The organism is Dyella sp. 01L423 (genome assembly GCF_056399945.1).
In genome coordinates this window covers 882009-906756 of the sequence record NZ_JBFTSI010000001.1, presented here as the reverse complement: position 1 = coordinate 906756, position 24748 = coordinate 882009, and the positions used below count along the sequence as shown (strand labels likewise).

Here is a 24748-nt window from a genome sequence, read left to right as displayed (position 1 = left end):
GGTGAGACTCCGGAGCAAGAGGTTGAGACGCGCGTGTGCGGACCGAACGGGCCGTCGTTCCTATCATTTTCACACGGTCAAGCTTCTCCCACACCGGTTTCACCACCTTATCCAGGAGTACATGTCATGAACCGTCTCACCATGATCGACAACCTTGCCGACGCCCCCGAAGCCTCTGCCGCACTGTTCGCGGGCATCAAGAAGGCCGTGGGCAAAGTCCCCAATGCCTATGCCACCATCGGCAGCAGCGCGCCGAACGTGCTGGCGCACTTGCTGCAGACCAATGCCGTGCTGAAGCAAGGCGAGCTGTCCGCGCTGGAACTGGAAGCGATCAACCTGGCCGTGAGCGAAGCATCGCAGTGTGATTACTGTCTGGCGGCGCACACCATGACCAGCAAGATGGCTGGGTACACCGCGGAGCAAATCATGCAGCTGCGCAAAGGTGGACTGGAAGGCAACGCCAAGATCGATGCGCTGGCGAAGTTCGCGCTGACCCTGGTCACCAGCAGCAACACGCTGTCCGCCGAAGCTGTCGACAGCGTCAAGAACGCCGGTTACAGCGATCGACAGATCCTCGAAGCGATCCTCGCCATCAGCGCGATCCTGTTCACCAATATGGTCAACCGCGTCAACGACACGGTGCTTGACTTCCCGAAGGCGGCGTAACGCCCTGGCAAGGCCGCGACCTGCATCGCGGCCTTGCCCTTTCACATGGCCGAGCCGTCCTGGTCTTCTTCGGATCGGCCCATGCAGGCGGGATGCCCGCAATGGCATTGGCTCTCCAGATGGCCGGACGCTTGTGCCTGGCGGCAGTGAGGGCTGCAGAATTCGCCCCGCTTCTCCACGTAGCACTGGCACGGTGGATAGGCGCATTGGAAACCGGTCGGCATGTGCAGGCTCCGGTGGAAGAAAGCGTTAGCGTAGGCTTCGCCATCGACGCATAGGTCACGGCCACGTCAGCAAGGCGTTGCCGTTTCGATATGTTCACCGCGGCGCCCAGCATGTCCATCCGCTGTGAATCCAGCGTTTCGCCAACGGTATGCGCGCGACAAGGCGATGCACACACCGGTGTCACACGTCCGGGAGTGCGCTGGCATTACGTTCGATGGCACTCCTATGCGAAACAAGGTGGCCGTCATGAAACAAACGTCTCTCATTGTCGCCGCGGCGTTGTTGATCTCGGTGCCCGTGTGCAACGACCTGTGGGCACAGGCCGCCGCCACGGCAGCGTCGCCCTCGGCCAAGAGTCCGGTCTCGGACCAGGAGTTCTTCACCAAGGCATCGAGCGATGGGGCTGCCGAAGTGCAGATGGGCCAATTGGCCGTGCACAAAGCGTCGTCCCCGCAGACCAGGGACTTGGCACAACAGCTGGTGAAGGATCACACCGCCGCCAACAGGCAACTGGCAGCCCTGGCCGATCGCAAGCACGCCAACGTCGTGCTGCAACCGCAGCCCTCCGACGTGATGGACAAGCTGCAGTCATTGAGCGGCAGCGATTTCGACAAAGCCTATGCGTCGGCCATGGTGGGCGGTCATCAAAAGGCCATTGCGCTGTTCGACTCCGCTGCGCACAGCAGCGATCCGGATGTCGCCGCTTTTGCAAGCACGACACTGCCCACGCTCAAGCATCACCTGCAGATGGCGCAGAAGCTGTCGCCGGAGCAGCCGCTGAGTACTCCCTGAGCTGTCACGCGGCAACAGCGAACCACGCGATCCCGTTTTCCGGGATCGCGTGGTTTTGGCGTTGGCGCCGTCAGTGCGTCGACGCAGCCGGTGCTGGCGAGCTCTGCGGATACGCCGGGCTCGGCGTCATCGCGCTGCTGCTGGACGATGGCGTCGTGGCGGGCGACGCCGGCGATGGCGCGGCCGAACTGGCGGGTGCGGGCGGCGGCGTCGAGGCGTTGTCGTCACCCTGGTGACTGCAGCCGGCAACGGCTAGCAATGCGAGCACCAGCGGCGCACAGACCTTGCGGGTCGAGAAAACCATGTCTTACCTCCATGGGCGTTGGGTCAACTGAGATGGACGCGATGCGCATCGATTCACGCACGCGCTTTGCGGGTACGGGCAGCTTTTTTGGCGGCGGCGGAACGGCCTGCTGCACCTTTGGTACGCGCGGCCTTTTTGGCTGCCGCCGATCGCGATGCGCTGGTCCGTTTGCGCGCACTGCTCTTGGCCTGCTTGGACAAGGCAGTGTGGGATGCGGCCGCATGACCTTCCTTCTCCAAGGCGCCGCTGGTGGCGCGAGAACGCGTGGTGGAGGTCTTGCGGCGATGCTTGGATGCGGTTTCGTCCTGCGCGGCTTTCTTGCGAGTGGCCTTGCTGGCCGTCTTGCTCACCGGCGCCTTCACACCGGCCCGGCGCGCCTTGGACAACCCAATGGCGATGGCCTGTTTGGCGGAGCGAGCACCGTGCTTGCCTTTGCGCACGTGCTCCATCTCCTCGCGCACGAACTCGCCAGCCTGTGTACTGGCCGATTTGCCTTGCCGTTTATCGCGCGCAACGGCCTTGCGCGTTTTTGCCTCGGGCATGGGGTGGACTCCCGTTCGAGTGTGTCTCAACGTCTAAGCCACAGAATGTGGAGCTGGCGTCATCCTTTTGCGCAACAAGGGAAAACATTCAGTGGACACTCATGCTGATGCGCTCCCGGTCACACCGTGCCAGCGCCCTGTTAACACCTGTCATGCAAGGCTTTGCTAGCCGAGCCATCCCTGCGGGAGAGAGCCATGAGCGCCCTAATCGTTGCCAAGTTCAGCAATCAGTTCGGCGCGGCGTCCGCGTTCGACAAATTGATGTCGCGCGGTCTTCCCCGTGGCAAAGGCGTGGTCCAGTGCGATGAAAGCGTGGGTGGCTGCGCGGCAAGCGCCAGTGCGCCGACTAGCGTGGTCTCGCGCGTCAGCCATCTCGGCCGGCGCGAAGGCAAGCAGCATCACCTGCGCGAACCCGCCAGCTTGCCGCCGGCAGTCGAGATCGGCTTCGCCGTGCTCACGGTCGAAATCGACGACGACGGCCAGATCGAGGAAGTCACGGATATCCTGCGTGGGCTGCATGCCATCGACGTGCATGTGCTGCCCGGCCAGGCGCTACAGGAAGAGGATGCATCGCTGTGGCCCGAACAGGCCATGGGCAGTCAGTCCGACGTGGATCGTGCGATCTTCGCCTCGCAGCAAGGCAAGCCGCGCCTGCATTGATTCACTTAGCTGGTGGTGCGTCGTCCCTGGATAAACCTTCGAGCACGGGAGCCAGGGCCTTCGTCACTTTGCCCAGCAGGCAATCGACCTCCACGGGCGGGGCGCCTTCCTTGCAAGCCTGCTGCAGCTCGCCGGCAGCGGCGGCCACGTCCGTCGCGCCGATATTGGCCGCCGATCCACGCAACGTGTGCGCCATGCGATAGGCCGCGGATGGGTCGCCCCCTTGCGCCGCCTGCCGAAACGAAGGCTCGAAATGCGCATTGCTCTGAAGAAACAGATGCAGCAGCCGCCGATACAGCGATGCGTTGCCGCCACAGGTGCGCAAGCCAGCGGCGTGGTCGATGCCGGGAAGCGAGGCCATCTCCACCGACGCGGCTTGCTTCGGCGCAGGCGATTGGGGCTCCCCGCGACGCGGCTTGATCCATCGCGCCATGGTGGCGAACATGCTCTGGATGTGCAGCGGCTTGGTGATGTGATCGTTCATGCCCGCCGCGATCGCCTTCTCGCGATCGGCCGCCAGCGCGTCGGCCGTCATGGCGATAATGGGCAGCGTGGCGAGCTGCAATTGATCGCGGATCGCGCGCGCAGCGGCGTAACCATCCATCACCGGCATCTGGCAGTCCATCAGCACGCCATCGACATGGGCATCTTCCGTCAGGCGCTCAAGCGCTTCGCGCCCGTTGCCGGCCGTGACCACCTCGATGCCTGCGCGTCGCAGCAACTCGGTGGCCAACTCGCGATTGAGTTCATTGTCCTCCACCAAGAGCACGCGACTACCGGCGAGCGAGACAGCATCGGGTTGCGACGGGTGGGCCGTCACTTCGGCTGAAACGGCCAAGGCCGGCGAAAGCGCGTTCCGCAAGGCATCGCGCAAACCCTTCGGTGTGATCGGCTTGGTCAGCACATCAAGACGGGCGTCTGCTTCCATCGCGTTGGCAATGGCGGCGTCGTCGCCCTGGACAAACGCCATCACCACCAGTTGCTCCAGTCCCGAGGCGTGCGCGGGTTGCTTCAGCCCGTCCATGACTGCCAGGAAGCCAGGCAAGCGGGCATCGATCAGCACGACGCTGTACGGTCGTGCCGCCGCCCGTGCGTCCGCCAGCTGTTGCCGGGCCTGCTCGCCGCTCGCCACCGCCTGCACTTCAAAGCCGAGTCTGCGCGCCATGCCGGCAACCACGGTGCGCGCCACCTCGCCAGCTTCGGCGATAAGCAGGCGTGTACCTTCCTGCACCCGCCACGGCGTCTTGTCTGCTCCGTCTGGCGCCACGCCCACGCGCACTTCGACATGAAAAGTGGATCCTCGTGCCGGCGCGCTGTCGACCCAGATCGTGCCGCCCATCATTTCCGCCAGCGTTTTGGAAATCGTCAACCCGAGTCCCGAGCCGCCGTATTTTCGCGTGGTGGAGGAATCGGCCTGTGCGAAGGAATGGAAAATGCGCAGGCACTGATCCTCGGTCATGCCGATGCCGGTGTCCTGAACACGGGCGCGCAAGATGACCTCATCGCCGTCCACGCCCGCCTTCTCCATGCCCACCACAATGGCGCCGTGTTCAGTGAACTTCACCGCATTGTTGCCAAGGTTGATCAGTATCTGGCCCAGCCGCAGCGGATCGCCCATCCAGTGCATGGGCAGATCGACGCCGTATTCGAACAACAAGTCCAGCCCTTTTTCCTGCGCCTTGAGGCCGATGATGCCGGCGACCTGGCCAATCACGTCGTCCAGGTTGAAGGCCACGCGTTCCAGGCGCATGCCACCGGCCTCGATGCGGGAGAAGTCGAGGATGTCGTTGATGATGCGCAGCAGATTTTCCGCGGACAGATGGATGTTCTCCAGGTAGCCGCGCTGCCTGGCGTCCTGCGCCGATGCCAGGGCGAGATGACTCATGCCGATGATGGCGTTCATCGGCGTGCGGATCTCATGGCTCATGTTGGCGAGAAAAGCGCTCTTCGCCCGCGTTGCCTCCTCGGCCACTTCTTTGGCGTGGAGGATCGCCGCTCTGGCCGCCCTGGCTTCGGTGACATCCAGCAGCCAGGCAAGCACGCCGGCTTCGCCGTCGAAGTCGATCGGCAGGAAGGTCGCCACGATGTCGCGCTCGCGACGCTGCACGTCGTGCATGCGGATCTCCTGATTGGACACCGAGCCTTCCCGCTCCAGCGTTGCCCAGATATGCGCGCGCGCCGCAGTCTCCACGTAGATCGGCGCCGTGCTGTCGCCCAGGCCGGCTCCGAATGTCTCCACGAATTTCGGATTGGCAAAGCAGATGCGTCCCTGGGTGGACACGGCAATGCTGATGGGCGAGTTGTCGAGGATGCTCTGCAGCCGCTCCTGGCTCTGTATGAGCGCCATCTCCATCATGCGGCGCTCGCTCACGTCACGCACGGCGGCGCAGACGCAACGTCCCTGCCCGTCCAGCTCGGGCAGGAACGACAAGCTGATCTCCACGGACAGCTCGCTGCCATCTTTGCGCCGGCCGCGCAGATCGATATTGCCGCGCCCCATCTTTCGACTGATGCCCTCGGCAAAGAATGCTCCGCGCAGCCCCAGATGTTTCCTGTCCATCCCGTCAGGCACCAGCTGCTCCACCAGCACACCATCCAGTTCGCCGTCGGTGTAGCCGAAGATGGCCTCCAGGCGCGGGTTGGCCAGCAGGATGCGGCCGTCCTGACCAACGATCATCATGCCGTCCGGCGCCGATTCGATGATGCCGCGATACCAGGCACGGGCGGCCTCGATGGTGCGCTGGGTGGCCTCGAGCTCTTTGGTTTTCTCCGAAAGCGTTGTCGCCTGTCGCGCTGCAAGGTCAGCATCCTCGCGGCTCTTTGCCAGCAAGCCGCGCAAATCGGCGGCCTGTTCGAGCAGATCCATATTCATCGCCAGCAGCGGCATCAACTCGTCGAGCAACTCCTGCTGCATCGGGTTGAACGACGTCACGCTGGCGAGCTCCACCACGCCCAGCGGTCGATCGTTGCGCATGATCGGCGTGGCCACGATATTTGCCGGTGCCGTGTCACCCGGGCCGGCGGCGATCTTGAGGGGGTCCGCCGGGAGGTCACGCACGGCGAGGGTCTTGCCTTCCAGCGCGCATTGGCCGACCAGCCCCTCGCCCAGCAAAAAGGACTCGTGCGGATCGGTGGCGGCATAGCTTCCCGCCAGGCGCAGCCGCTCGCCGTCGGGTTCGAGGACATAAAGCGCGCCATGGCTGATCGAAAGCAAAGGCGCCAGTGCCGACAGGAAGCGATTGGCCAGCGATTGGATATCGGCCAGCGATTGCAGCTCGCCGGCAATCGCCGCGACGTGCGTCTTCAACCAGCGTCTGGCTGCCAGCTGTCTTGCTTCGTCCCGCAACATGACGACGGCGCGCGCCAGCTCACCGGCTTCGTTCGAATACTCCGTATAAGGCACTTCGGTTTCGAGCTTGCCAGCGCTCAGCGATTCGAGCGCGCGCCGCAGCGCATCGGTGGGCCGTCGAACCGCACGGCTGGTCAGGCTGCCAAACAGCACACCCACGATCAGCCCCAACAGCAGCAGCACGATGGTCAGCTGGTCGCCGAACTGGAACCGTGCCTCGACCTGCCGGGCCTCTTCATCGGCACCGTCCCGCTTGATGCGCACGATCTGGTCAAGCGACTCCTCGGCGGCTTCGCCGGCCTGCTGGAACTCGGCCGAGGCCAGCACCGCCGAGGCGGCGCCGGCCTCGTCTTCCGTACCGCGCAGCAGCGCCGTGACGCCATCCACCCGGTGACCGTAGTCGGCAAAGGCGAGCTCGAATTCGGCGACATGGCGTTGGTTGGCGCTGCGGTAGATGCGCAGCTTGGCCAACTCCATCTCCCGGCGCACCAGCGCGCGCGCCTCGCCGAGTCGGCTCAGCGCCTCCGCGCGGGCCGGAAGCTGGCGCGCCAACACGGCCTGGCTCAAGTGTTGTCCCATATCCGACAGCGCGGCGCGCGCCGCCTCGGTATGCAACAGGCCCTGGATGTCCTGCTGGTAGAGCCGGTCGATCTGCTCCTTCTGCCGATGCTGTATGGCCAGGATGTAGACGCCAAGCAACACCATGAGCAACAGGATGCCGCCAAACCCCAGTTGCAGGCGCCGTCGCAACGGCAGGCGTTCCAGGCGTTCGGACAAGGCGCTCATGAGCGTGCGATCAGGTGGCCAGGTGGTGCGCCGAATCGCGGCCCCGCATCGACTCGTCATCGGCAAATTGATCGGCGATCTGGCGAAACACATCCTGGGTGGCGAGAAACGCATCCACCACGTCGGGATCGAAATCGATGCCTCGCTTGGCGGCAATCGCCGCCGCGGCTGCCTCGTGCGCCATGCCTTTTTTGTAGACGCGCTGGCTGATCAGCGCGTCGTAAACGTCGGCCACCGCCATCAGTCGCGCGGAAACCGGAATGGCGTCGCCTTGCCTGCCTTCGGGATAGCCGCTGCCGTTCCAGCGTTCCTGGTGGCTGTACGCCATTTCCTTGGCGAAATGCAGAAACGACACCGGCGTGGTGAGCCTGTCCTCGGCTCGCTGCAAGGCATCGCGACCCAGCGTGGTATGGGTCTTCATGATCTCGAACTCTTCGGGCGTCAACCGGCCGGGCTTGAGCAGGATGCGATCGGGGATGCCGATCTTGCCGATATCGTGCAGGGGGGCCGACTGGAACAACAGCTGCCGCGTGGGTTCGTCCAGTACGGCGGCAAAGCGCGGATGGTCCTTCAACTGCTCGGCCAGCGCCCTCACATAATGCTGCGTGCGCCGGATGTGATTGCCCGTCTCATTGTCGCGAGTCTCCGCCAACGAGGTAAGCGCGACCACGGTGGCCTCCTGGATCGCCGTCACTTCGCGCGTGCGGCGCGAGATTTCCTGTTCCAGAAACGCGTTCTTGTCGCGCAGGAATTCCGCCGTCGCGCGCAGGCGCAGTTGACTGGCCACGCGCGCCATCACCACGGGCGGATTGACCGGCTTGGTGATGTAATCGACGGCGCCCAGCACCAGGCCGTGCGTTTCGTCTTCGGGCGAATTGAGCGAGGTAAGAAAGATCACCGGGATGTCGCGGGTCGCGCCACTCGCCTTCAGCTGACGGCAGACGTCAAAGCCGGACATGTCGGGCATCACTACGTCGAGTAGCACGATGTCGGGCTGGCGGGTCGCCGCCATGCGCAAGGCGCTCGCTCCATCCGCCGCTTCGATGACGCCATAGATCGGCGCCAGCAGCTCGGACAAGATCATCCGGTTGTCGGGGGCATCGTCCACCACCAGCACGGTGGGCCTGTCGTTGACGCCTGTCGCACCCATCTGGACGCTCCCTCCCACCGTGTGCGCGTGAGTCGCGGCGGTCGCCGCCATGCCTGCTGGCAATCCCGCCGGAGGTGGCGCCGGTACCCGGGGCGACAGCCGTTGGCTTGGCAAACGCCATGAGCGCGCAAGCGGTGTGAAAACCACGCGTACGCCCACCGCTCACCGCTCGGCTGGCAACGCTTACTTAGGGGAAATTACTTAAGCGTCGACAGGTAGATATTCGCTAGCCCCACAGTATCCGAGCGTATGAAATAGCCGCTGCATGGCCGCCGTTGCGACGGTCGATGCATCGCGGGATACCTCCAGCGCAGGTCATCCCCGTTCCCCACACGGCCTGGCGAGATCGGCGGAGAACAGCATGGGAACGATGGCGAAAATCAAGCACGAAATGTTGAAGATGGTGCCACCCACCGTCTTCTTCTTCGTCATGCTCAATCTCGTGTTGCTGGTGCGCGCGCTGCTGACGCGGGGAACCGGCCTGTCGCTGCCCACCTTTGCCACGGTGCTGATCTCCTCCCTGATCCTGGGCAAAGCCGTGCTGCTCGCCAATATGCTGCCCTTCATCAACCGCTTCCCGGAAAAACCGCTGATCTGGAACGCGGCATGGAAAACCGTGATCTACACCGTAGTCGCCACATTCATCCACTACCTCGAACGCCTGCACGAATTCTGGAAGGATACGCACGATCTCTCCGCCGCCAATCACGAGCTGTTCACCAGCATGAACTGGGCGCACTTCTGGGCGATCCAGATCCTGCTGCTGGTGCTGATCTTCAACTACTGCGTGTTTGCCGAACTGGCGCGGGTGATCGGCGTGGAACGGCTGCGCGCGATGTTTCTCGGCCCGCTGCCGCCCAACCCCAATGCGTTGGGCGATGCCTAGGAGGCGGCCGCGTCGATGGCTTCCACCACTGTCACTGTGGCGTTGCCCTCGGCTATCGCCAGGCATTGATCGGCTATCGCGGCGACACCGGCGCGATGGGATACCACGATCAGCACGGTTTGCGCCAAGCGGCGTTTCAGCACCGACAGCACGGCCAGTTCTGACTCCGCATCCAGCGCGCTGGTGGCCTCGTCCAGCAGCGCGATCGCCGGTCCGTGCAGCAGCACCTGCGCCAGCAGCAAGCGCTGCAGTTCGCCGCCGGACAGGCGGCTGGATGAGCTGTTCAAGGTCGTATCCAGCGCGGTGGAGGCATCGGCCAGGCGCTTGCCCAGGCCAACGTCGACCAGCGCCTGCAGCATCATTGCCTCGGTGGCCTCCGGTGCAGCCCACAGCAGGCATTCGCGCACCGTGATTTGCCACGGCCGCACGCTCTGGCTCACATAAGCCGACTTGCGCACGAGTGCGGCGTAACTGGCGAAGTCGATGGATTTGCCACCGACCCTCGCGCGAAACATGGCGGGCGTCACCATGCCGGCGAGCACATCGACCAGGCTGCTCTTGCCGATGCCCGAATCGCCGCAGACCAGGGTCAGTTCGCCGGGCACCAAGGTGAGTTCGCGCAAGTCCAGCGCCGTGGGCGTCTCAAGCCGAAGCTGGTGGATATGCAGGATCTCGTTCAAGCGTGCCGATGAGGCCGCCTGCGGTGGCTTGTCCGCAGCCATACCCACGTGGCGCAGCCACAGTTCGAACGCCGGGATGGAAGAACGAACCTGCTGGAAACCTTGCCGGGTGGAGACGAGATAAGGCAGCAAGCGCCCCAGCAACAGGCATACCGCAATCAAGGCGGCACGGTCCACACCGTGCCATCGATTGGCGATCAGGAAAATCGATGCGATACCGATCGCCGCCAACATTTCCAGCGCGAGCCGACCCGACGCGATCAACTCCTGCTGCCGTCGATAGCCGCGGCCAAGCCGCTGCGCGATATCGGCGTAATGGGCCTTCTCGGCATCTTCCCGGCCAAAGGAGCGGATATGGCGCCAGCGCCGCGGGAAATCCTCGCTCAACCAGAACAGGCGCGTGAGGTCGGCCACGTATTGCCGGCTCACCGCTACCTGTTCGCGACTGCTGATGCGCGCAGCGATCAAGCCGAAAGCCAGCACGAACGGCACCGCCAGCAACAGCGGCGGCGACAACCACAACGCCATGGCCAGCGTCACGGCCGCAGTCATACCGGCTACCAGCAACTGCAGGAGCGCGTTGAAGCCCTGGGTGACGACCTCGATATTGTAGGTCAGCACATTGGCCACCTCGGCCGAGGTGGCATCCGACAACGACGACAGTCGCGCATCGATCAGGTGGGCGTGCACTGTCTGCCTCAGCGTCATCGCATAGCGCCCGCTCAGGCGCGCACCGACGCGCGCGGCCTGCCAACGCAGCAAGGCGAACAACGCGGAGGCCACCAGGAAGGCGACGGCTTGGGTATCGGCCGATCCGCGCACCAGCCAGCCAAAACCTGAGGGCATGGGCTGGCCTGGTTCCACCAGGGGCACCAGGCAAATCGCAGCGAGATTGCCGATCAGCGCGCTGCCCAGCGACAGCGCGACATACCACGCAATGCCGCCAGCCCCGAGGCTGGCGAGCGTGGCAAAAAAAGGCCGCGACAGGCCACGTAACTGCTGATGCGATCGTGCGGTTGCGTTCTGCATGACTACCGAACCACACGACTTCTTACACGCGCCCGTCGCGGCACAGGTGGCACCTGATGACAGTGCAGAAAAACCTCTCGATCCGCTTCAGCTCCCATGCCCATGGGTGCGCAGCCGAGCGCCGAAGGTTGCATGCCGCCGCGGGCGATTCAGCCGAGAAGCCGCAGCAGTGCGTCCACCGAGTCGGCGGGGTGACGGCCACGCCGCAGCTCGTAAGCGCCACGCCGCTGGATCGCGCTGACAAAATCGTCCCACCCCGGCTGCGACGCGGCGTAAGGCTGCTCCGCGCGCAGGCGGCCCTCGATCTCGTGATCGGGAATGGCATGCACCAACGCCTCAGGATGGTCGGCCGGCCGAGGCGTAGCGAACACGACGCAGGCCAGTTCCAAGGGTTCTGGAGCCAGCCGGCCGTGGCCATAGCGCAGGTCCACTTCGTACTTTTCCACGCCGCTGCGGCGGCGGATGACGGGCGAGTGCTCGATCCAGTCGCGCAAACGCCGCTCGTCGACGAAACGCAGGGCGTCCGACTGCACGTGCAGATAGTTGGCCACACCGGTGACCTTCCCGCTTTGGGGATGCACGAACACCGCGTCCTCGGAAACGAACTCCAACCCCCGCAGCAGGCTATGCAGGGCCAGCGTGGACTTGCCGGCACCGCTGGCGCCCATCACCAGTGCCGCCCGCCCATGCCAGCCCACGCAGGCACCGTGCAGCGGCGCCAGTGCCAGCGCGCGCGTGGCCAGCGTGAACACGGCGAATTCGATCAGCTCATAACGCAGGTGATACGGGTGCACCAGCCGATCCGCCGAGGCCACCACCAGTGCGCGGCGTTGCTCGGGAAACAGCACCGCGTAGTTGCTTGCATCCATCACGCTGCACAGGATACCGGCGCCCGACTGCATGCGCGGCAGCGGGGGATCCCCAGCCGTTGGCTCAGCAGCGCCGGGCGCGAGCCTCAGCTCGACGTGGAAACTCGGCGACGCCACCGGCAGCGCATGCGCCGGCAGGCCGGCATAGGCCATCGCCGCGACGTCCAGCAGCGCGTCGCTGTCGCTGGTGAAATGGAAATGGCCGCCCAGCACATGGACGTCCATCGAATACCGTTCAGGCATCCGTTCAAGGAAAGGATCGGGGCTGAGATCGCCCGTTTGTAGGTCCAAGGTCGCGGCCATCGGCTTCATTCAATAGGTTGCGGCGCTGTGATAGCACAAGCCTTCACGCGGCGACATCGAAATATTTTCGAAACAGCCCGCAACCCCTGCGTCCCAGCCCGGCACTCACCTGCGACGAGCTTTGAACGCATGGAGACCCTCCCCTCGGTCTGCCATGGGACTGGCTCACCTATTGAGGCACTTCCAAGATGCTAACGATTCAGGTCGGCCACTCCTACTTCCTGCGGTTTGACCGCAAGCAATGGGAGCGTGGCAAGCCGTATCCGCCGCTCGCGACCCTGCATGTTGCCGCCTTGTTGCGACGCATGGGCCACGAGGTTTCGCTGTTCGATTCCATGCTCGCCGAAGGCGTGGACGAATTCGACACGTCCCTGCGCGCCGCCTCGCCCAAGGTCGTTGTCATCTATGAAGACAACTTCAACTATCTCACCAAGATGTGTCTTGGCCGCATGCGCGACGCGGCATGCGAGATGATCGCCATGGCGCGCGCCAACGGCGCACGCGTGATCGTGGCCGGTTCCGATGCGTCCGATCAGCCGGAGGCTTTCCTCGCGGCAGGCGCCGATGCGGTGTTGATCGGCGAAGGCGTCGCGCCGCTGATCGAACTGATGGGACGGCTCGACAAGAATCCGACGATCAGCACGCAGGAGTGGGTGGCCAACCTTCCCGGGGTTGCCTGGCGCAGCGCCGGACAGTTGCAGCTGACGCGAATCGGCGCCGTGCCGCCCGATCCGCGCATCGTCGGCCAGCCTGCCTGGGACCTCGTCGACATCGAGCGCTACCGCACGCTGTGGAAAGAACGCCACGGCTATTTCAGCCTCAACATGGCGGCTTCGCGCGGCTGTCCGTTCCGCTGCAACTGGTGCGCCAAGCCGATCTGGGGCAATCACTACAACCGCCGCACCGCTGAAGACGTGGCGGCGGAGATGAGTTACCTCAAGCACACCTTCCAGGCCGACCACATCTGGCTGGCCGACGACATCTTTGGCTTCCATGTGGATTGGGTGGAGGCATTTGCTGCGCATGTGAATGCGTCGAATGGTTCGATTCCCTTCACCATCCAGACGCGCGCCGACCTGATGAGCGAGCGCATGGCCGCCGCGCTGAGCCACGCCGGTTGCAAGGAAGCATGGATCGGCGCCGAAAGCGGCAGCCAGCGCGTGCTCGATCACATGAACAAGGGCACCAAGGTCGAAGAACTGATCACGGCGCGCGAGCGGCTCGGCGCGGCAGGCATTCGGGTGGGCTTTTTCATCCAGCTGGGCTATCTGGGCGAGCAGCTCGAAGACCTGATGGCGACGCGCGATCTGATTACCCGCGCCGCGCCCGACGACATCGGTGTGAGCGTGTCCTATCCCCTGCCCGGCACGCGCTTCTACGAACAGGTGAAGGCGCAGCTCGGCGAGAAGACGCATTGGCAGGACAGCGATGACCTCGCCATGATGTTCCAGGGCGCTTACGATTCGGAGTTCTATCGCCACGTGCGCGACCTGCTGCACGAACAGGCGATCGTGCAGCAGTGGAAAGTGGTGGGCCAGACCGATCGCCATCGCACGGCGGCGCATGCGCTGGACGCGCGCTGGGACGCGCTGATCGCCACGGAGGCCGTGCACCGCACCGGCGCCGCGGAGATCGTGCTGCGGCCGCGAACCAGCTGCCATGTGTGATGCCTTCGCCATGGCCGCCTCGATACCACCGCTGGACATCATCAAATCCGGCCTGCAGCACACCACCGAGCTGCTGGCTGCCGAGCTGGCCCGCCCCAGCGGCGAGACGCCGGGCTGGACCGAACTCGAATGGCAGCTGGCCACGGCAGTAGCCGCTGCGCACGGAGTGGCGCCGTTGTTCTCTCTGCAACCGCGCTGGCAGAACCCGGGATGGACCCGTTTCATCGACAACCAGTACGAACACGTGGCGCTGCGCCATCAACGCATCGCCTCCCTGCTCAAACGCATCGATACCGACGCGCGACTGGCGGGTATTGCGCTGGTCGCGCTGAAGGGCTCGGCGCTGCATGCGCTCGGGGTGTACTCGCCCGGCGAACGGCCGATGGCCGATATCGATCTGCTGGTGAGCGATGCCGACGCCGAACGCGCCGGCGCTTTGCTGGAAGCGCTGGGTTACGTGCAGTCGTTCGCGTGCTGGAAGCACCGCGTCTACAAGCCGGTAGATGGTCAGCCGACGGCAGGACTGGGCGAGCATCGCGACACGCCGATCAATATCGAGCTGCATACGCGTATCCAGGAACGGCTGCCGGTGACGACCGTCGATATCACTGAGCGCATTTATCCGCGCCACCCGGTGCCGGGCATCCAGCCCTATCCTTCGCTTGGCGCCTTGATGTGCCATCTGTTGCTGCATGCCGCCGGCAATGTCTGCAGTCGCACATTGCGCCTGATCCATCTCAACGACATCTCGCTGCTGGCCTCGCGCATGCTGCGCAATGACTGGCATGTCTTGTGGGACCACGACACGGGCGAGGCACCGTGGTGGGCCCTGCCGCCGCTGCAGCTGGTGTCGCGCTACTACCAGGGCGCCGTGCCGGCCGCTTTGCTCTACGAACTGGAATTCGACTGCCATGCGCTGTTGCGCAGCGTCTCGCGTCATCACACGCTTACCCAGGTGTCTTGTTCGGAACTGTGGCTGCATGCCTGGCCGGGCCTGGAATGGGTGCGCTCGGTGCGCGAGGCGGGCCACTACGTGTTGAACCGCCTACGCCCCTCCAAGGAGGCGAAGCAGGAACGCGACGACATGATCCGCACGCAGCTCTGGCTGCAGGGCTCGCCCTGGGTGAAGTCGCGCCAACTGAGCCGCATCGTCACCCTGTTGACCCGTTCGGTGCCGCGCATGGACACCATGTACGTGGTGCGCGCCGCGCTGGCGCAAACCACCACGACCTGGGCTCAGCGCCCGGAACCGACCGTCAGCACCTGTAGATAAAGTGCTTCGAACGCGCGGGCGGTATAGTCCGCGTCTTCGGTGATGGCACGCCGCTGCGCCGCCACCGCCAGGCGCAAGCGCAGCTCGTCATCAGCCAGCACCTGGCGAATCGACTCCGCCAGCGCCGCCCAATCACCCACCGGCACCGCCAACGCCGCACTCGGCGACCATTCCGCCAGATGGCCCACGGCGGTGCCCACGGTCGGCAAACCCATCACTGCCGCTTCGAGCAACACCAGCGGTCCGGCCTCGTGGCGCGAGGACATCACCAATACGTCGGCGGCCTCCATCATCGGCCGCAGCTCGCGTTGCGTCTTGAAGCCATGAAAGTGCACGCGGCCGTTGAGCCGCAGTTCGCGGGCAAGGCGCTGGATCTCGCCGTCGAGCGTATCCACGCCCACGATGTCCATCTCGAAGTCCACGCCGGATTCGGCCAGCACGGTCAGCGCGCGCAACAAGGTCGATTGATCCTTCACGCGGTTGAGACTTGCCACATGGATCAGTCGCGCGCGACCGTTGCGCCGGCAGCGCGGCGGCAACGGCGGCCAGGCGCGCAGATCCACGCCGAGCGGCACGCGACGGGCGCTCAACCCCAGCGCCTGCAGCGAGTCGATGATCGGCACGCTCGCCGCGGTCACGGCGTCCGCACTGCGCAGCACCAGCGCTTCGCGTATCCGCCCTTTCAAGCGCTGGCGTCCGCCATAGCCGATGTCGTGCAAGGCCACCAGCTCGCCGCCGGCGATGTGCACGAAACTGGGCAGGCGAAGCAGCATCGCTGCGGCCACCGCCACGAAACTGCAGGAGCCGGAGAAAATCGCCTGCACCAGATCGAACGGTGCGCGTCGATGCTCGTTGCGTATCGCCTGGATGGCGCGCAGGCGCGACCAGCCATCGCCGATGTTGTGGATGTGCGCGCCGGCCAGATGCCAGCAGTCGGCCGACGCTTCCTGGCGCAAGGCGAACACGTGCACCTCGTGCTCGCAGGCGAGGCGGCGAATCAAGGCCAGCAACACGGGGATCACGCGGAACTCGCCGCTGCGATCGACGCCGCCGGGAACCACCAGCGCCAGTTTCATGCGGTGACTCCCCGTCGACCGGCGTGCAGCTGCGCATAGGCCTCCGCCCAGCGACGCCCCACCGCCTGCAGCGACAGACAGCGGTCAAAATAACGGCGCACCTCGGCCGCCGACGGGCGACGCGTCGCGCTGCGCAACAAGGCGCTGGTCAGCGCCTTGGCGTCGCCGCGCGGCCATAGCTCGCCTACCTCGCCGACCAAGGCGCGAAACGAAGGAATATTGGTCACTACCGGCGTCACGCCGCAGGCCATGGCCTCCAGCAACGCGTAGCCGCAACTTTCCGCATGACTGCCTGACACGAAGATATCGGCGGCGCGCATCAGCGATTGCACCTGATCGTGGGGAACCTTGCCCAGCAGATGCACGCGCCCGGCCAGGCGCGCGTCGCCGTCGATGCGCTGCTGCACCTGCGCCAGTAGCGGCGCGCTGCCGAAGGCGCACCACAGTTGCAGGCCGGGCAGATGCGTGGATGCCTCGGCGATACCATCCAGCACGGTCAGCGGATCTTTGCCCGATTGCAGATGCCCGACCCAGACCACGCAGGGATCGCCGTGCAAACCGGTCTCGGCCCGCGCCTGTTCGCAACTGCCCGGGGTAAAGCGGCTGGTGGATTCGGGTATCACGAACAGGCGCGTCGACACGTCCAGCAGACCGGCCGTCACGTAGGGGCGCGCAAGTTCCGGTGCGGTGAAGGCGACGCCGGCGGCCGCCGCATACCAGCGGCGCCAGCGCAGTCGACGCCAGCGTGGGGGCATGCGGTCCGCGTGGTCCTGCAGCAGGATCGGCAGTTGCGGCAGCTCGCGCGACAGCGCATAGGCATCGCCGGCAGCGCCCAGGCTGTGTATGTGCGCCACGTCGACCTGCAGCTTGCCCAGCAACTGGGCCACGCGCCTTATGCGATCGGTAGCATTGCCGTTATGGCTGGCGATAAAGTGATAGTCCACGCCGTTGCGCTGCAGGCTCTGCGCATGCGCCGCCAGTTGGACCACGCTTACCCGCGTGCCTGCACTCGCGGCGATCTCGGCAATGTCCACCAGCGAAGGCCATGTTTGGAGGATGTCGGCCGGCATAAGGTCCACCGGTGCTGGAAAAAAGTTGATCTGCGCGACATGCAAGGGCACGGGTCAGAGCCCCGAAACCTGAGGCATGCGCAGGCGCACCAGGCGGTTGGCGAGATTCAACTCCCACGGCCGGTCGTAGCGACGCATCCGGTAGCGCCACGAAGCCGCCGCGGACAGCGTGCGCTTGGCCCAGGTCGGCGAACGCAGATCCTGCACGGTCGGATAGCGGCAGCGCAGCACAGTCACAAAATCATGGATGCGCTGACGCAGCTTGTCGCTTACCCAAGGCGCGTCCGCATGGCAGGCGTAGTCCACCCATTGCTTCTGCGTCCATTCCTCCGGGGTCGAGGGAAATACCAGGGGCTCGCCGTTGAGATCGAGCAGCGGCGTCGAAGCACGCTTGCCGCGATCCTTCTCATGCTTGCTGCTTTCCGGCAGCGGCGTGTAGATGTAGACGATGATCTCCGATTGCGGATTGACACGCTTGAGCTCACGGATGAACTCGAACGTATGCTCGGTCTCCTCTTCGGAGTTCTCCGGCGGCGCGACCATGAAGGACAGTTCGGGGATCACCCCGTGCCGCCGGCACAGCTCGGCCACGGCCAGCGTCTGGTCCGGACGCGTGCCCTTGCGGATTTCCTTCAGCATGGTGGGGCTCGCCGATTCCGCGCCAATGTAGGCCATGCGCAGGCGGCTCTTGCGCACCAGCTTCCAGGTGCTGTCGGAGAGATTGAGCAAGGCATCCGCGCGCGCATAGCACCACCAGGGCAGCTCATAGCGCGCCATGATCTCCAGCAGCGGAATCATGTCTTGCTCGCGGTCGAAGAAATTGTGGTCGAAGTACTGGATGGAATCAGCGCCCAATTCGTACTTCAGATACTTCAGGTCGCGTTCCAGCCGCGCCAGCGGCGGCAGCGCGGTGGCGCCGCCAAACATCGCCGCCACGCCGCAGAATGTGCAGCGGAACCGGCAACCCACCGACGCCTGATGCGCGGCGGTGCGACGGCCGAGGAAGGTACGCGCCAGATAGCGGCTGGGATCGCCCAGTTTCTCGTACGGGAGCACCGAGGGTGGTCCATTGCGCGAGAACGGACGGCTCGTGTTGTTCACCAGCTCGCCGTCCTTCAGCCACGACAAGCCGTTGATGGTGGAAAGCTTGTCCGCCTCGCCCGCGTGCAAGGCGGCGACCAGTTCCGGCAGGCTGTCTTCTCCCTGCCCGCGTATCGCGTAATCCACGTACGGCGCCCGGAGCGCCGTCTCGGTATACAACGTGGGAAAGTAGCCGCCCCACACGATGGGTACGTCGGGTCGATGGTCGCGGATGGCGCGCGACACCTCGATGGCCGGCTCAATCTGCGGGCCGCCCATCACGCTGATGCCGACCGCCGTGCAGTGGCCTTCATCGAGCGCGTGCAGCGTCTTCTGCACGAAGTCGCGATCCATATTGCCATCGATGATGCGACTGCTGCCCGCGCGATCGAGCGCGGTCGACAGATGCAGCAACGACAACGGAAATCGCGCGCTGGATCGCGACGTGATGGTCGGGTTGATCAGCAGCGTGTGCGGCGCAGGGTTCATGGGCGGACGTGTCGTAGCGTTGATCATGGCTTGCGCCACAACTGGAAAATAAGGGCGACCGGCACCTCCAGCGCGGCGCGGTCGAAATGTGCGCCGGGCGGAATATCGGTGGGGTCGAGCATGGGTTCGAGCACGCAGCCGATGTCCAGGCCCAGCCTGGCGCAGGCGGCATGCCAGTGGCTGTACAGATGCGCCGTGTGACGCACGGCATAGCGACGGCCCTCGGCCTTGAAGTCGCGCAACCAGCCCAGCGCATGGCCGATCGGATGCACGTCGCTGCACAACACCATGCCGCCCGGCTGGGTGACGCGACACAGCTCGGCGAGCACCGGCTCCAGTTGCTCGACATGGCCAACCGCCAGTCCGCAGATCGTCAGGTCTGCCCACGCATCGGTGACCGGCATCTGTTCCAGGCTGCCCTGCATCAGCTCGATCGAGGCGCGTCGCCGAACGTTGACGAGTTCATCGTGCGCGCGCATCAACATGTCGGGCGACAGATCCACGCCTACCACGCGGGCGGCGCCGCGCTGCACCGCATGCCGCATATAGCGGCCGGTGCCGCAGCCGGCATCGAGCACATTGCGTCCGCTGAAATCCTGCGGCAGCAGGCTGAGCATGGCGCGTTCCTCGGCCAGCATCACCGGGTTGTGCGCCCGCGCCGGGTAACTGGACGCCCAAAGCGCATAGGCGTCGGACGGATCGAGGATGGGAGTCTGGTGCAGCATCAGCAGCGCGCCTCGACGGTTAGGGCGTTGATCGGCGCGTGGCGCACGGCGGCAAGTTCGAGCCCCGGCTCCAGCGCCAGCAACTCTGCATCGGCCAGCGCCTTGGCCAGCAACTTGGGACGACCGTCGAGCAGCACCGATACCGTCTCCACGCCCGCCACCGCAAACCAGTCGGCAAAATCGGCATCGGCGATACGCGGCAGACCGTCGCGGACCACGGCGCGGATATCGCTGCGCTCCAGGCCGAGCAGGGCCGCCTGCGGGTCGCCGCCGCGGTCTTCCACGATCAGCAGATCGGCCTGCGCGCCGGCCTGCAGGCTGCCGTGCCACGGCAGGCGCAGCAGTCGAGAGGCATCGGTGGAGACCAGGCCAAGCAGTTGTTGCGGACTCAGGTCACTATGCATTGATGCGCTGTGCAATTCTTCCAGTAGGTCGCGCGAACCGCTGAGGCGCGAATCCGTACCCAGCGCAAGACGTCCCGCCTCGGCCAGCCGACGCGGGTCCAGCGTGCAGCCGAGCAGGCGTTGATTGCTGGCGGGGCACCACACCACGCCGGCGCCGCGTTCGATCACGCGATCGATATCCTGCTCGCGCATGCCCACGCCGTGTATAAGCACGCTGTGCGCCGCCAGGCAGCCCAGCTCATCCAGCACCGCCAGTTCTTCCTGCGCCGTGGCATCGCTGCCTTCGGCGAGATGGATCATCCAGGGTCGGTCGACCGGCGTCTGCGCAAAGCTCTGTTGCACCGGCGGGCCATACGAGCTCCAGCCCAGCGCGTAGCTCCAGCCGTAATCGCGCAACAGCGCCACCGGAAAATCCGCGGCATCCAGCGCCTCGTGCCAGGGATCGTGGTGCGCCACACAGGTAGTACCGGCCAACAGGTTTTTCAGTGCGCCGTGGCGCAGCCGCAGCGCCTTGGGCACGCGCAGCGCGGCCAACACCGCTGCATCGCTGAAGTGCGACTGGAACGCCTCGATCCACGCATAGCTGTTGGGAAACACCTGCGTGCCCGCCAACGGCGGCACCGCATTCACCTGCAGGTGGTCGTGCGCGTTGATCAGGCCTGGAAAGATCAGGTGATCGCGCAAGTCGATGCGGTGCGCCCAGGCCGGCACCGAGGCATCGATGCGGCTGCCGCGTATCCGCAATGGCCCGCGCGCGGTGCCCTCAGGCACGACGCATGCCGCTCCGCAGAGACTGGCATGGGTTCGAGCGAACCAGGCGTCCATGGCGTCAGCGCTTGCGCATCACGATCAGAAAGTGATCGCCCATGTCGCGCAGCAAGGGCAGCGCGCCCAGGCGATCGTCGAGTCGGCCCAGCTTTTCATACCAAGGCTTGCGGCGACGGTAGTAGTCCACCAGATAAGGCGGCGGCATGAACAGGCTGAGCGCGCGATAGTCGTCCAGCGTGAACAGATCGGCGAACGCACGATAGAACTCGCGTGGCAGGTAGTAATAGGTCCAGATCGTGTGCTTGTTCATGCCCACGGCGGCGGGACCGCGGGTGCCGCGCACGCTGGCACGGCGGAAGCGTCCACGCATCGCGTAGTGCCCCATTTCCCACGGACAGATGCGGCCGATCACCGAGAAGATCAGTTTGCCGCCGGGCTTGAGCAACCGCGCGCACTGCTCGGCCACCGCGTGCAGGTCGGGCGCGCAATTGAGCGGACCGAAGTTGGAGTAGATGCCGTCGAACTCTTCCTGCAACTGGTCCAGCTGCTGCACGCCAAGATGCTTCGCTTCCACATGCGATTCCAGCCCCGCCACGGCGGCGCGCGAACGCGTGCGACCCACCATGGCCGGCGACCAGTCGGTGGCCACCACCTGATAGCCGCGACTGGCGAATTCCAGCGCGTCGATGCCGGTGCCGCAGCCGATGTCGAGCAGCTGGCCGTTGGCCGGAACCTCATGGCAGACGGTATTCCACAGCGTGACGCGCATGCGCTGGATCAGCTCATTGTTGCCGCGCGGGCCGTCGTAGTCGGCGGCCACACTGTCGAACGCGCGCTGCGTGTCGAGCAGTTGCGCCTCGTTCAAGGTGGCTTCCAGGGGGCGCCGGCTCGCTTGTTCCATGGCTTGTTCCAACAGTGATTGCAGATTGATCGATATGGCCGCGCAAGCGGTCCGTTGTAGGTGCCGTCAGGCGTGTGTTTGGTTGAATGAGACCGTGGCGACATGCGCGCGGCGCAGGGCATTGCGCACAATCGCCGCGAAAGCGCCCAGCGACAGGCCAAACAGCACGCCGATGCCCCAGATCAACGTGAGATTCGGGGAGGCCGGCCCCTGCGGCACGTAGACCGGCCACATCAGCGAGGTCTCGTAGGTGTAGTTATGGGCCAGGCGAATGCTGAGCTCGCCCTGGGTCTGGCGCAGCTCGCGGATCTGCGCATCGGTGGCCGTCAACAGCATTGAGGCTACGCCCGCCCCCTGCGCGTCCTTGTCATGGCCCGTCGGCGTTGCCGCCTGCAACAACTGGCTGCGTTCGGCCTCGGCCGCCTTCACGTCCGTACTCACTTGATCCAGGCGCGCCTGGGTCAACGCCAACGGCTTGGCCATCAAGGCCTTATGCACCACCTGCAGCTCTGCCACCGTCGCCTCGGCGAACTGGCGCGCCTGCTCCGGTGACCAGCCGCGCACGCTGAATTTGATCAGGGGTCCTGCGTAGGGCAAGGGATCCAGTTTCACGCTCCTGCGATACAGCTTCGCTTCGGGCGCGTCTTCCTTGATGCCCAGATTGGCCAGCACGTGATTCTGGAACGGCACCAGCTGAAGGCGTTCAAGCACGCGCGCCAGAGGCTCCACCTTGGGATCGGTGCCTTGAATCGCCGGCACCTGCCCGATCTGGATGAACGCGGTGGCTTCCCACTGCCGCCGCGCCGTGTGCGCATACGCGAACACCGCAAGCAGCACCACCAGCAGGCCGGCCAGGAACCACGCCCACTCGCGAGCAAGGATGTGCCATAGATCCAATACGTAGACTTCGTCGTTTTGCATGATGGCGTGACTCATGGAAGAGAGGGTGGGACCACGCCGCTCGGCAGCGCGTGGGCATAGGGGTGTTGAGGACGGGCCTGCCGACGGTTCGGCAGCAGCGCGGCGATCAGCTGCATCAGCAGGCACAGCAAGATGAAACCGGCATTGGTCCAGGTGAAGGCTTGCGGCGCGAACGGCGCCATCAGGCAGGTATAGGACACGCGCAGGAAGATCAGCCAGCCAAACAGCGGCACGGTGGGCTGCAACCGGCGCACGCTCCACAGCAGCAGCACGTAAAGCGCAATGATCGATCCCACCGCGCCGACGGGACCGAACGCCATCAGGAACGGAAAGAACTCCGTACCCACGTTGATGTTCGCCGCATCCAGCGGGATGCCCGTGCCAGCCGTGGCAATCGAGCCCGACATCGGCACCAGCTGATTGATCAGGAAATGACTGTCCGTGTAGTGCTTGGCGAGAATGGAGCCGAAGTTGTACGGCCCCGCGCTGGCGTACAGCAACAACCACTTCACGCCCTGCGGCGAGGCCTTGTACAGGTCGCTGAAGGGAAGCGTCACGTAGTCGAGCGTGCCCGAACGCAGAATGCCCAGCACCGAGAACACCACTGCCCCGCCCACCGCCAGTACGGTGACGGTCTTCCACGGCAAGGGGCGCGCGTCGTCGCGACGGAACAGGATCACCAAGGCCATGGAGAACAACGCGGCAAAGATGCGGTTGCGATCGATCACCAGCACCGGAAACAGCAAGCCCGCCACCACCAGCGCATTGCGCAGCCACTTGCTGCGCGCACACAGCAAGCCGATCGGCGGCAGCACCCAGCACATATCCGACACGTGGCGGATGTGATCGCGGCCGCCTTCCATGTTGGCGTAGGACGACGGCGTGGAAAACAGCGGGATCGGAAACAAGGTCAGATCGAGCAGGCAGAACACCAGGATCAAGCCGGCAAACAGCAGCGCCACCAGGCCGTCGCGGGTGCCGACATAATCGCGGTGGCGGAATACCGTGCTGCGCGGCAGCCGTATGCCGGCCACGGCATCGAACGCAAAGATGGCGATGGCCATCACCGCCAGCAGCAGGATGCCCACCAGATAATCCGGTGGCAGATCGTAGCTGAGCAGGGTCACCCCGCAGGTCAGCAGCAGCGGAAAGCTCAGATAGAACGACGGCAGGCGCAGCAGCTGTTTCATGCCCGCTCCAGCTGGTGGTGCGGCCAACGACTGCGCGTGCGCGACATCAGCACCAGCAAGGCGTAACCCGCCATGTGCACGCCGACCGCCCACACGCGCCGCTCGAGGAAGGCGATCTTGGCGCCCATGTGGTGCGACTGCGCCAGCAGCAGGGTGCGGTACGGTTCCTCGAACATGGCCGAGCGGCGGATCGCCACGTCGCGCGCCTCCATGAGGTTGTGGATGCGCGTGCGCACGTCGCGCGTGCGGCTCAGGTTGCCGCCATGGATGCGATAGGCGCACACGTTGCGATCGATGAACCCGATCGCATCATGCGCGGCCAGGCGCAGGAAAAAATCCCAGTCGTCGATACGCAGGGTTTCGCTCCAGCCGGCCACGGTCTCCAGCGCGCGACGGCGCACCAGGGTCACCGGCCCGCCGATCGCCCACTGCGTGATCACCGCGCGGCGGATGCCGTCGTCACTGCGATACAGCGACTTGTCGGCATGGTGCAAGTCGCGCATGCCGCTGCCGTGCAGGCGGTGCCCATCCTGGTCGACCACTTCCGAATCGCCGATCACCGCCCATTTGTCGGGATGCGCCAACAGATAGTCCACTTGCGCGTCGAGCCCGCCCGGCAACAGATAATCGTCGCTCGCGCCCAAGCGCAGGAATTCGCCACGCGCCCGTGCGGCCAGCTCGTTGAGCGTGGCCGCCACCCCTTTGTTGGGGCGACGGACGTATTCCACCGGCACCTCGTTGCCATGCCGGGCGATCCACGCGGCAATGCGGCGGCCCGTGTCGTCGGTGGAACCGTCATCGATGATCACGATTTCCTTGCACGGGTATGGATCTTCCAACACGCTGTCCAGGCAGCGTTCCACGAATCGCTCGTGGTTGAAGGCGGGCACCAGGATGGAGACCAGCGGCATCCGCGATTCCGTCGACATGGCGTCGTTCATCG

Annotated in this window: 21 protein-coding genes; 6 read left to right on the top strand and 15 right to left on the bottom strand. The window is 65.0% G+C overall.

The features are described from left to right. Positions 1-126: 126 nt before the first annotated feature. Complete coding sequence (locus tag AC1DMY_RS04120; RefSeq protein WP_477163727.1) at positions 127-666, top strand: carboxymuconolactone decarboxylase family protein; 540 nt, start codon at positions 127-129, stop codon at positions 664-666. A gap of 471 nt (positions 667-1137) precedes the next feature. Continuing rightward, positions 1138-1683, top strand: coding sequence for a DUF4142 domain-containing protein (locus tag AC1DMY_RS04115; protein WP_477163726.1), 546 nt, complete (start codon positions 1138-1140; stop codon positions 1681-1683). A gap of 70 nt (positions 1684-1753) precedes the next feature. On the opposite strand, the gene AC1DMY_RS04110 is transcribed toward AC1DMY_RS04115, so the two are convergent. Together AC1DMY_RS04110 and AC1DMY_RS04105 are read right to left on the bottom strand one after the other, a co-directional pair. After that, complete coding sequence (locus AC1DMY_RS04110) at positions 1754-1987, bottom strand: hypothetical protein (RefSeq protein ID WP_477163725.1); 234 nt, start codon at positions 1985-1987, stop codon at positions 1754-1756. A 53-nt stretch (positions 1988-2040) separates the two neighbouring features. Beyond that, positions 2041-2529, bottom strand: a complete 489-nt coding sequence (locus AC1DMY_RS04105; RefSeq protein ID WP_477163724.1) for a DUF6496 domain-containing protein — start codon at positions 2527-2529, stop codon at positions 2041-2043. Positions 2530-2724: 195 nt separating this feature from the next. Here AC1DMY_RS04105 and AC1DMY_RS04100 point away from each other — a divergent pair, with 195 nt between their 5' ends. After that, on the top strand, positions 2725-3189 hold the full coding sequence (locus tag AC1DMY_RS04100) for a hypothetical protein (RefSeq protein WP_477163723.1): 465 nt from the start codon (positions 2725-2727) through the stop codon (positions 3187-3189). A 1-nt stretch (position 3190) separates the two neighbouring features. On the opposite strand, the gene AC1DMY_RS04095 is transcribed toward AC1DMY_RS04100, so the two are convergent. Next, on the bottom strand, positions 3191-7324 hold the full coding sequence (locus AC1DMY_RS04095; RefSeq protein WP_477163722.1) for a response regulator: 4134 nt from the start codon (positions 7322-7324) through the stop codon (positions 3191-3193). A gap of 10 nt (positions 7325-7334) precedes the next feature. Further along, a complete protein-coding gene (locus tag AC1DMY_RS04090) occupies positions 7335-8474 on the bottom strand; it encodes a response regulator (protein WP_477163721.1) in 1140 nt (379 codons plus the stop codon). 361 nt (positions 8475-8835) lie between these two features. Between AC1DMY_RS04090 and AC1DMY_RS04085 the strand changes: the two genes are divergently transcribed. Beyond that, a complete protein-coding gene (locus AC1DMY_RS04085) occupies positions 8836-9360 on the top strand; it encodes a hypothetical protein (RefSeq protein WP_477163720.1) in 525 nt (174 codons plus the stop codon). Here the strand turns inward: AC1DMY_RS04085 and AC1DMY_RS04080 are convergent. Further along, positions 9357-11069, bottom strand: coding sequence for an ATP-binding cassette domain-containing protein (locus AC1DMY_RS04080; RefSeq protein ID WP_477163719.1), 1713 nt, complete (start codon positions 11067-11069; stop codon positions 9357-9359). The genes AC1DMY_RS04085 and AC1DMY_RS04080 overlap by 4 nt on opposite strands. A gap of 149 nt (positions 11070-11218) precedes the next feature. After that, a complete protein-coding gene (locus tag AC1DMY_RS04075; protein ID WP_477163718.1) occupies positions 11219-12163 on the bottom strand; it encodes a phosphoenolpyruvate carboxykinase (ATP) in 945 nt (314 codons plus the stop codon). Between the two features lie 266 nt (positions 12164-12429). Between AC1DMY_RS04075 and AC1DMY_RS04070 the strand changes: the two genes are divergently transcribed. Together AC1DMY_RS04070 and AC1DMY_RS04065 are read left to right on the top strand one after the other, a co-directional pair. Beyond that, complete coding sequence (locus AC1DMY_RS04070; RefSeq protein WP_477163717.1) at positions 12430-13908, top strand: B12-binding domain-containing radical SAM protein; 1479 nt, start codon at positions 12430-12432, stop codon at positions 13906-13908. A 22-nt stretch (positions 13909-13930) separates the two neighbouring features. After that, positions 13931-15181, top strand: coding sequence for a nucleotidyltransferase family protein (locus AC1DMY_RS04065; protein ID WP_477164187.1), 1251 nt, complete (start codon positions 13931-13933; stop codon positions 15179-15181). Here the strand turns inward: AC1DMY_RS04065 and AC1DMY_RS04060 are convergent. From AC1DMY_RS04060 to AC1DMY_RS04020, 9 genes are all read right to left on the bottom strand, one after another. Then, positions 15145-16257, bottom strand: coding sequence for a glycosyltransferase family 4 protein (locus AC1DMY_RS04060; RefSeq protein ID WP_477163716.1), 1113 nt, complete (start codon positions 16255-16257; stop codon positions 15145-15147). The genes AC1DMY_RS04065 and AC1DMY_RS04060 overlap by 37 nt on opposite strands. Beyond that, complete coding sequence (locus AC1DMY_RS04055) at positions 16254-17378, bottom strand: glycosyltransferase family 4 protein (protein WP_477163715.1); 1125 nt, start codon at positions 17376-17378, stop codon at positions 16254-16256. Before AC1DMY_RS04055 ends, AC1DMY_RS04060 begins: the two co-directional genes overlap by 4 nt. A 3-nt stretch (positions 17379-17381) precedes the next feature. Next, on the bottom strand, positions 17382-18896 hold the full coding sequence (locus AC1DMY_RS04050) for a B12-binding domain-containing radical SAM protein (protein WP_477163714.1): 1515 nt from the start codon (positions 18894-18896) through the stop codon (positions 17382-17384). 23 nt (positions 18897-18919) lie between these two features. Next, a complete protein-coding gene (locus tag AC1DMY_RS04045) occupies positions 18920-19621 on the bottom strand; it encodes a class I SAM-dependent methyltransferase (RefSeq protein ID WP_477163713.1) in 702 nt (233 codons plus the stop codon). Then, positions 19621-20850: an amidohydrolase family protein gene (locus tag AC1DMY_RS04040; RefSeq protein ID WP_477163712.1), complete on the bottom strand. Its 1230-nt coding sequence runs from the start codon at positions 20848-20850 to the stop codon at positions 19621-19623. The genes AC1DMY_RS04045 and AC1DMY_RS04040 overlap by 1 nt, the downstream gene beginning before the upstream one ends. Before the next feature lie 4 nt (positions 20851-20854). After that, positions 20855-21694 (bottom strand): class I SAM-dependent methyltransferase, encoded by an 840-nt coding sequence (locus AC1DMY_RS04035; protein ID WP_477163711.1) that lies wholly within the window; start codon positions 21692-21694, stop codon positions 20855-20857. A gap of 66 nt (positions 21695-21760) precedes the next feature. Next, a complete protein-coding gene (locus AC1DMY_RS04030) occupies positions 21761-22615 on the bottom strand; it encodes a Wzz/FepE/Etk N-terminal domain-containing protein (RefSeq protein WP_477163710.1) in 855 nt (284 codons plus the stop codon). An 11-nt stretch (positions 22616-22626) separates the two neighbouring features. Continuing rightward, positions 22627-23805: a hypothetical protein gene (locus tag AC1DMY_RS04025; protein WP_477163709.1), complete on the bottom strand. Its 1179-nt coding sequence runs from the start codon at positions 23803-23805 to the stop codon at positions 22627-22629. After that, the gene (locus AC1DMY_RS04020; RefSeq protein WP_477163708.1) at positions 23802-24746 is read right to left on the bottom strand and encodes a glycosyltransferase; all 945 of its coding nucleotides are present in this window, start codon (positions 24744-24746) and stop codon (positions 23802-23804) included. Before AC1DMY_RS04020 ends, AC1DMY_RS04025 begins: the two co-directional genes overlap by 4 nt. Positions 24747-24748: the final 2 nt, after the last annotated feature.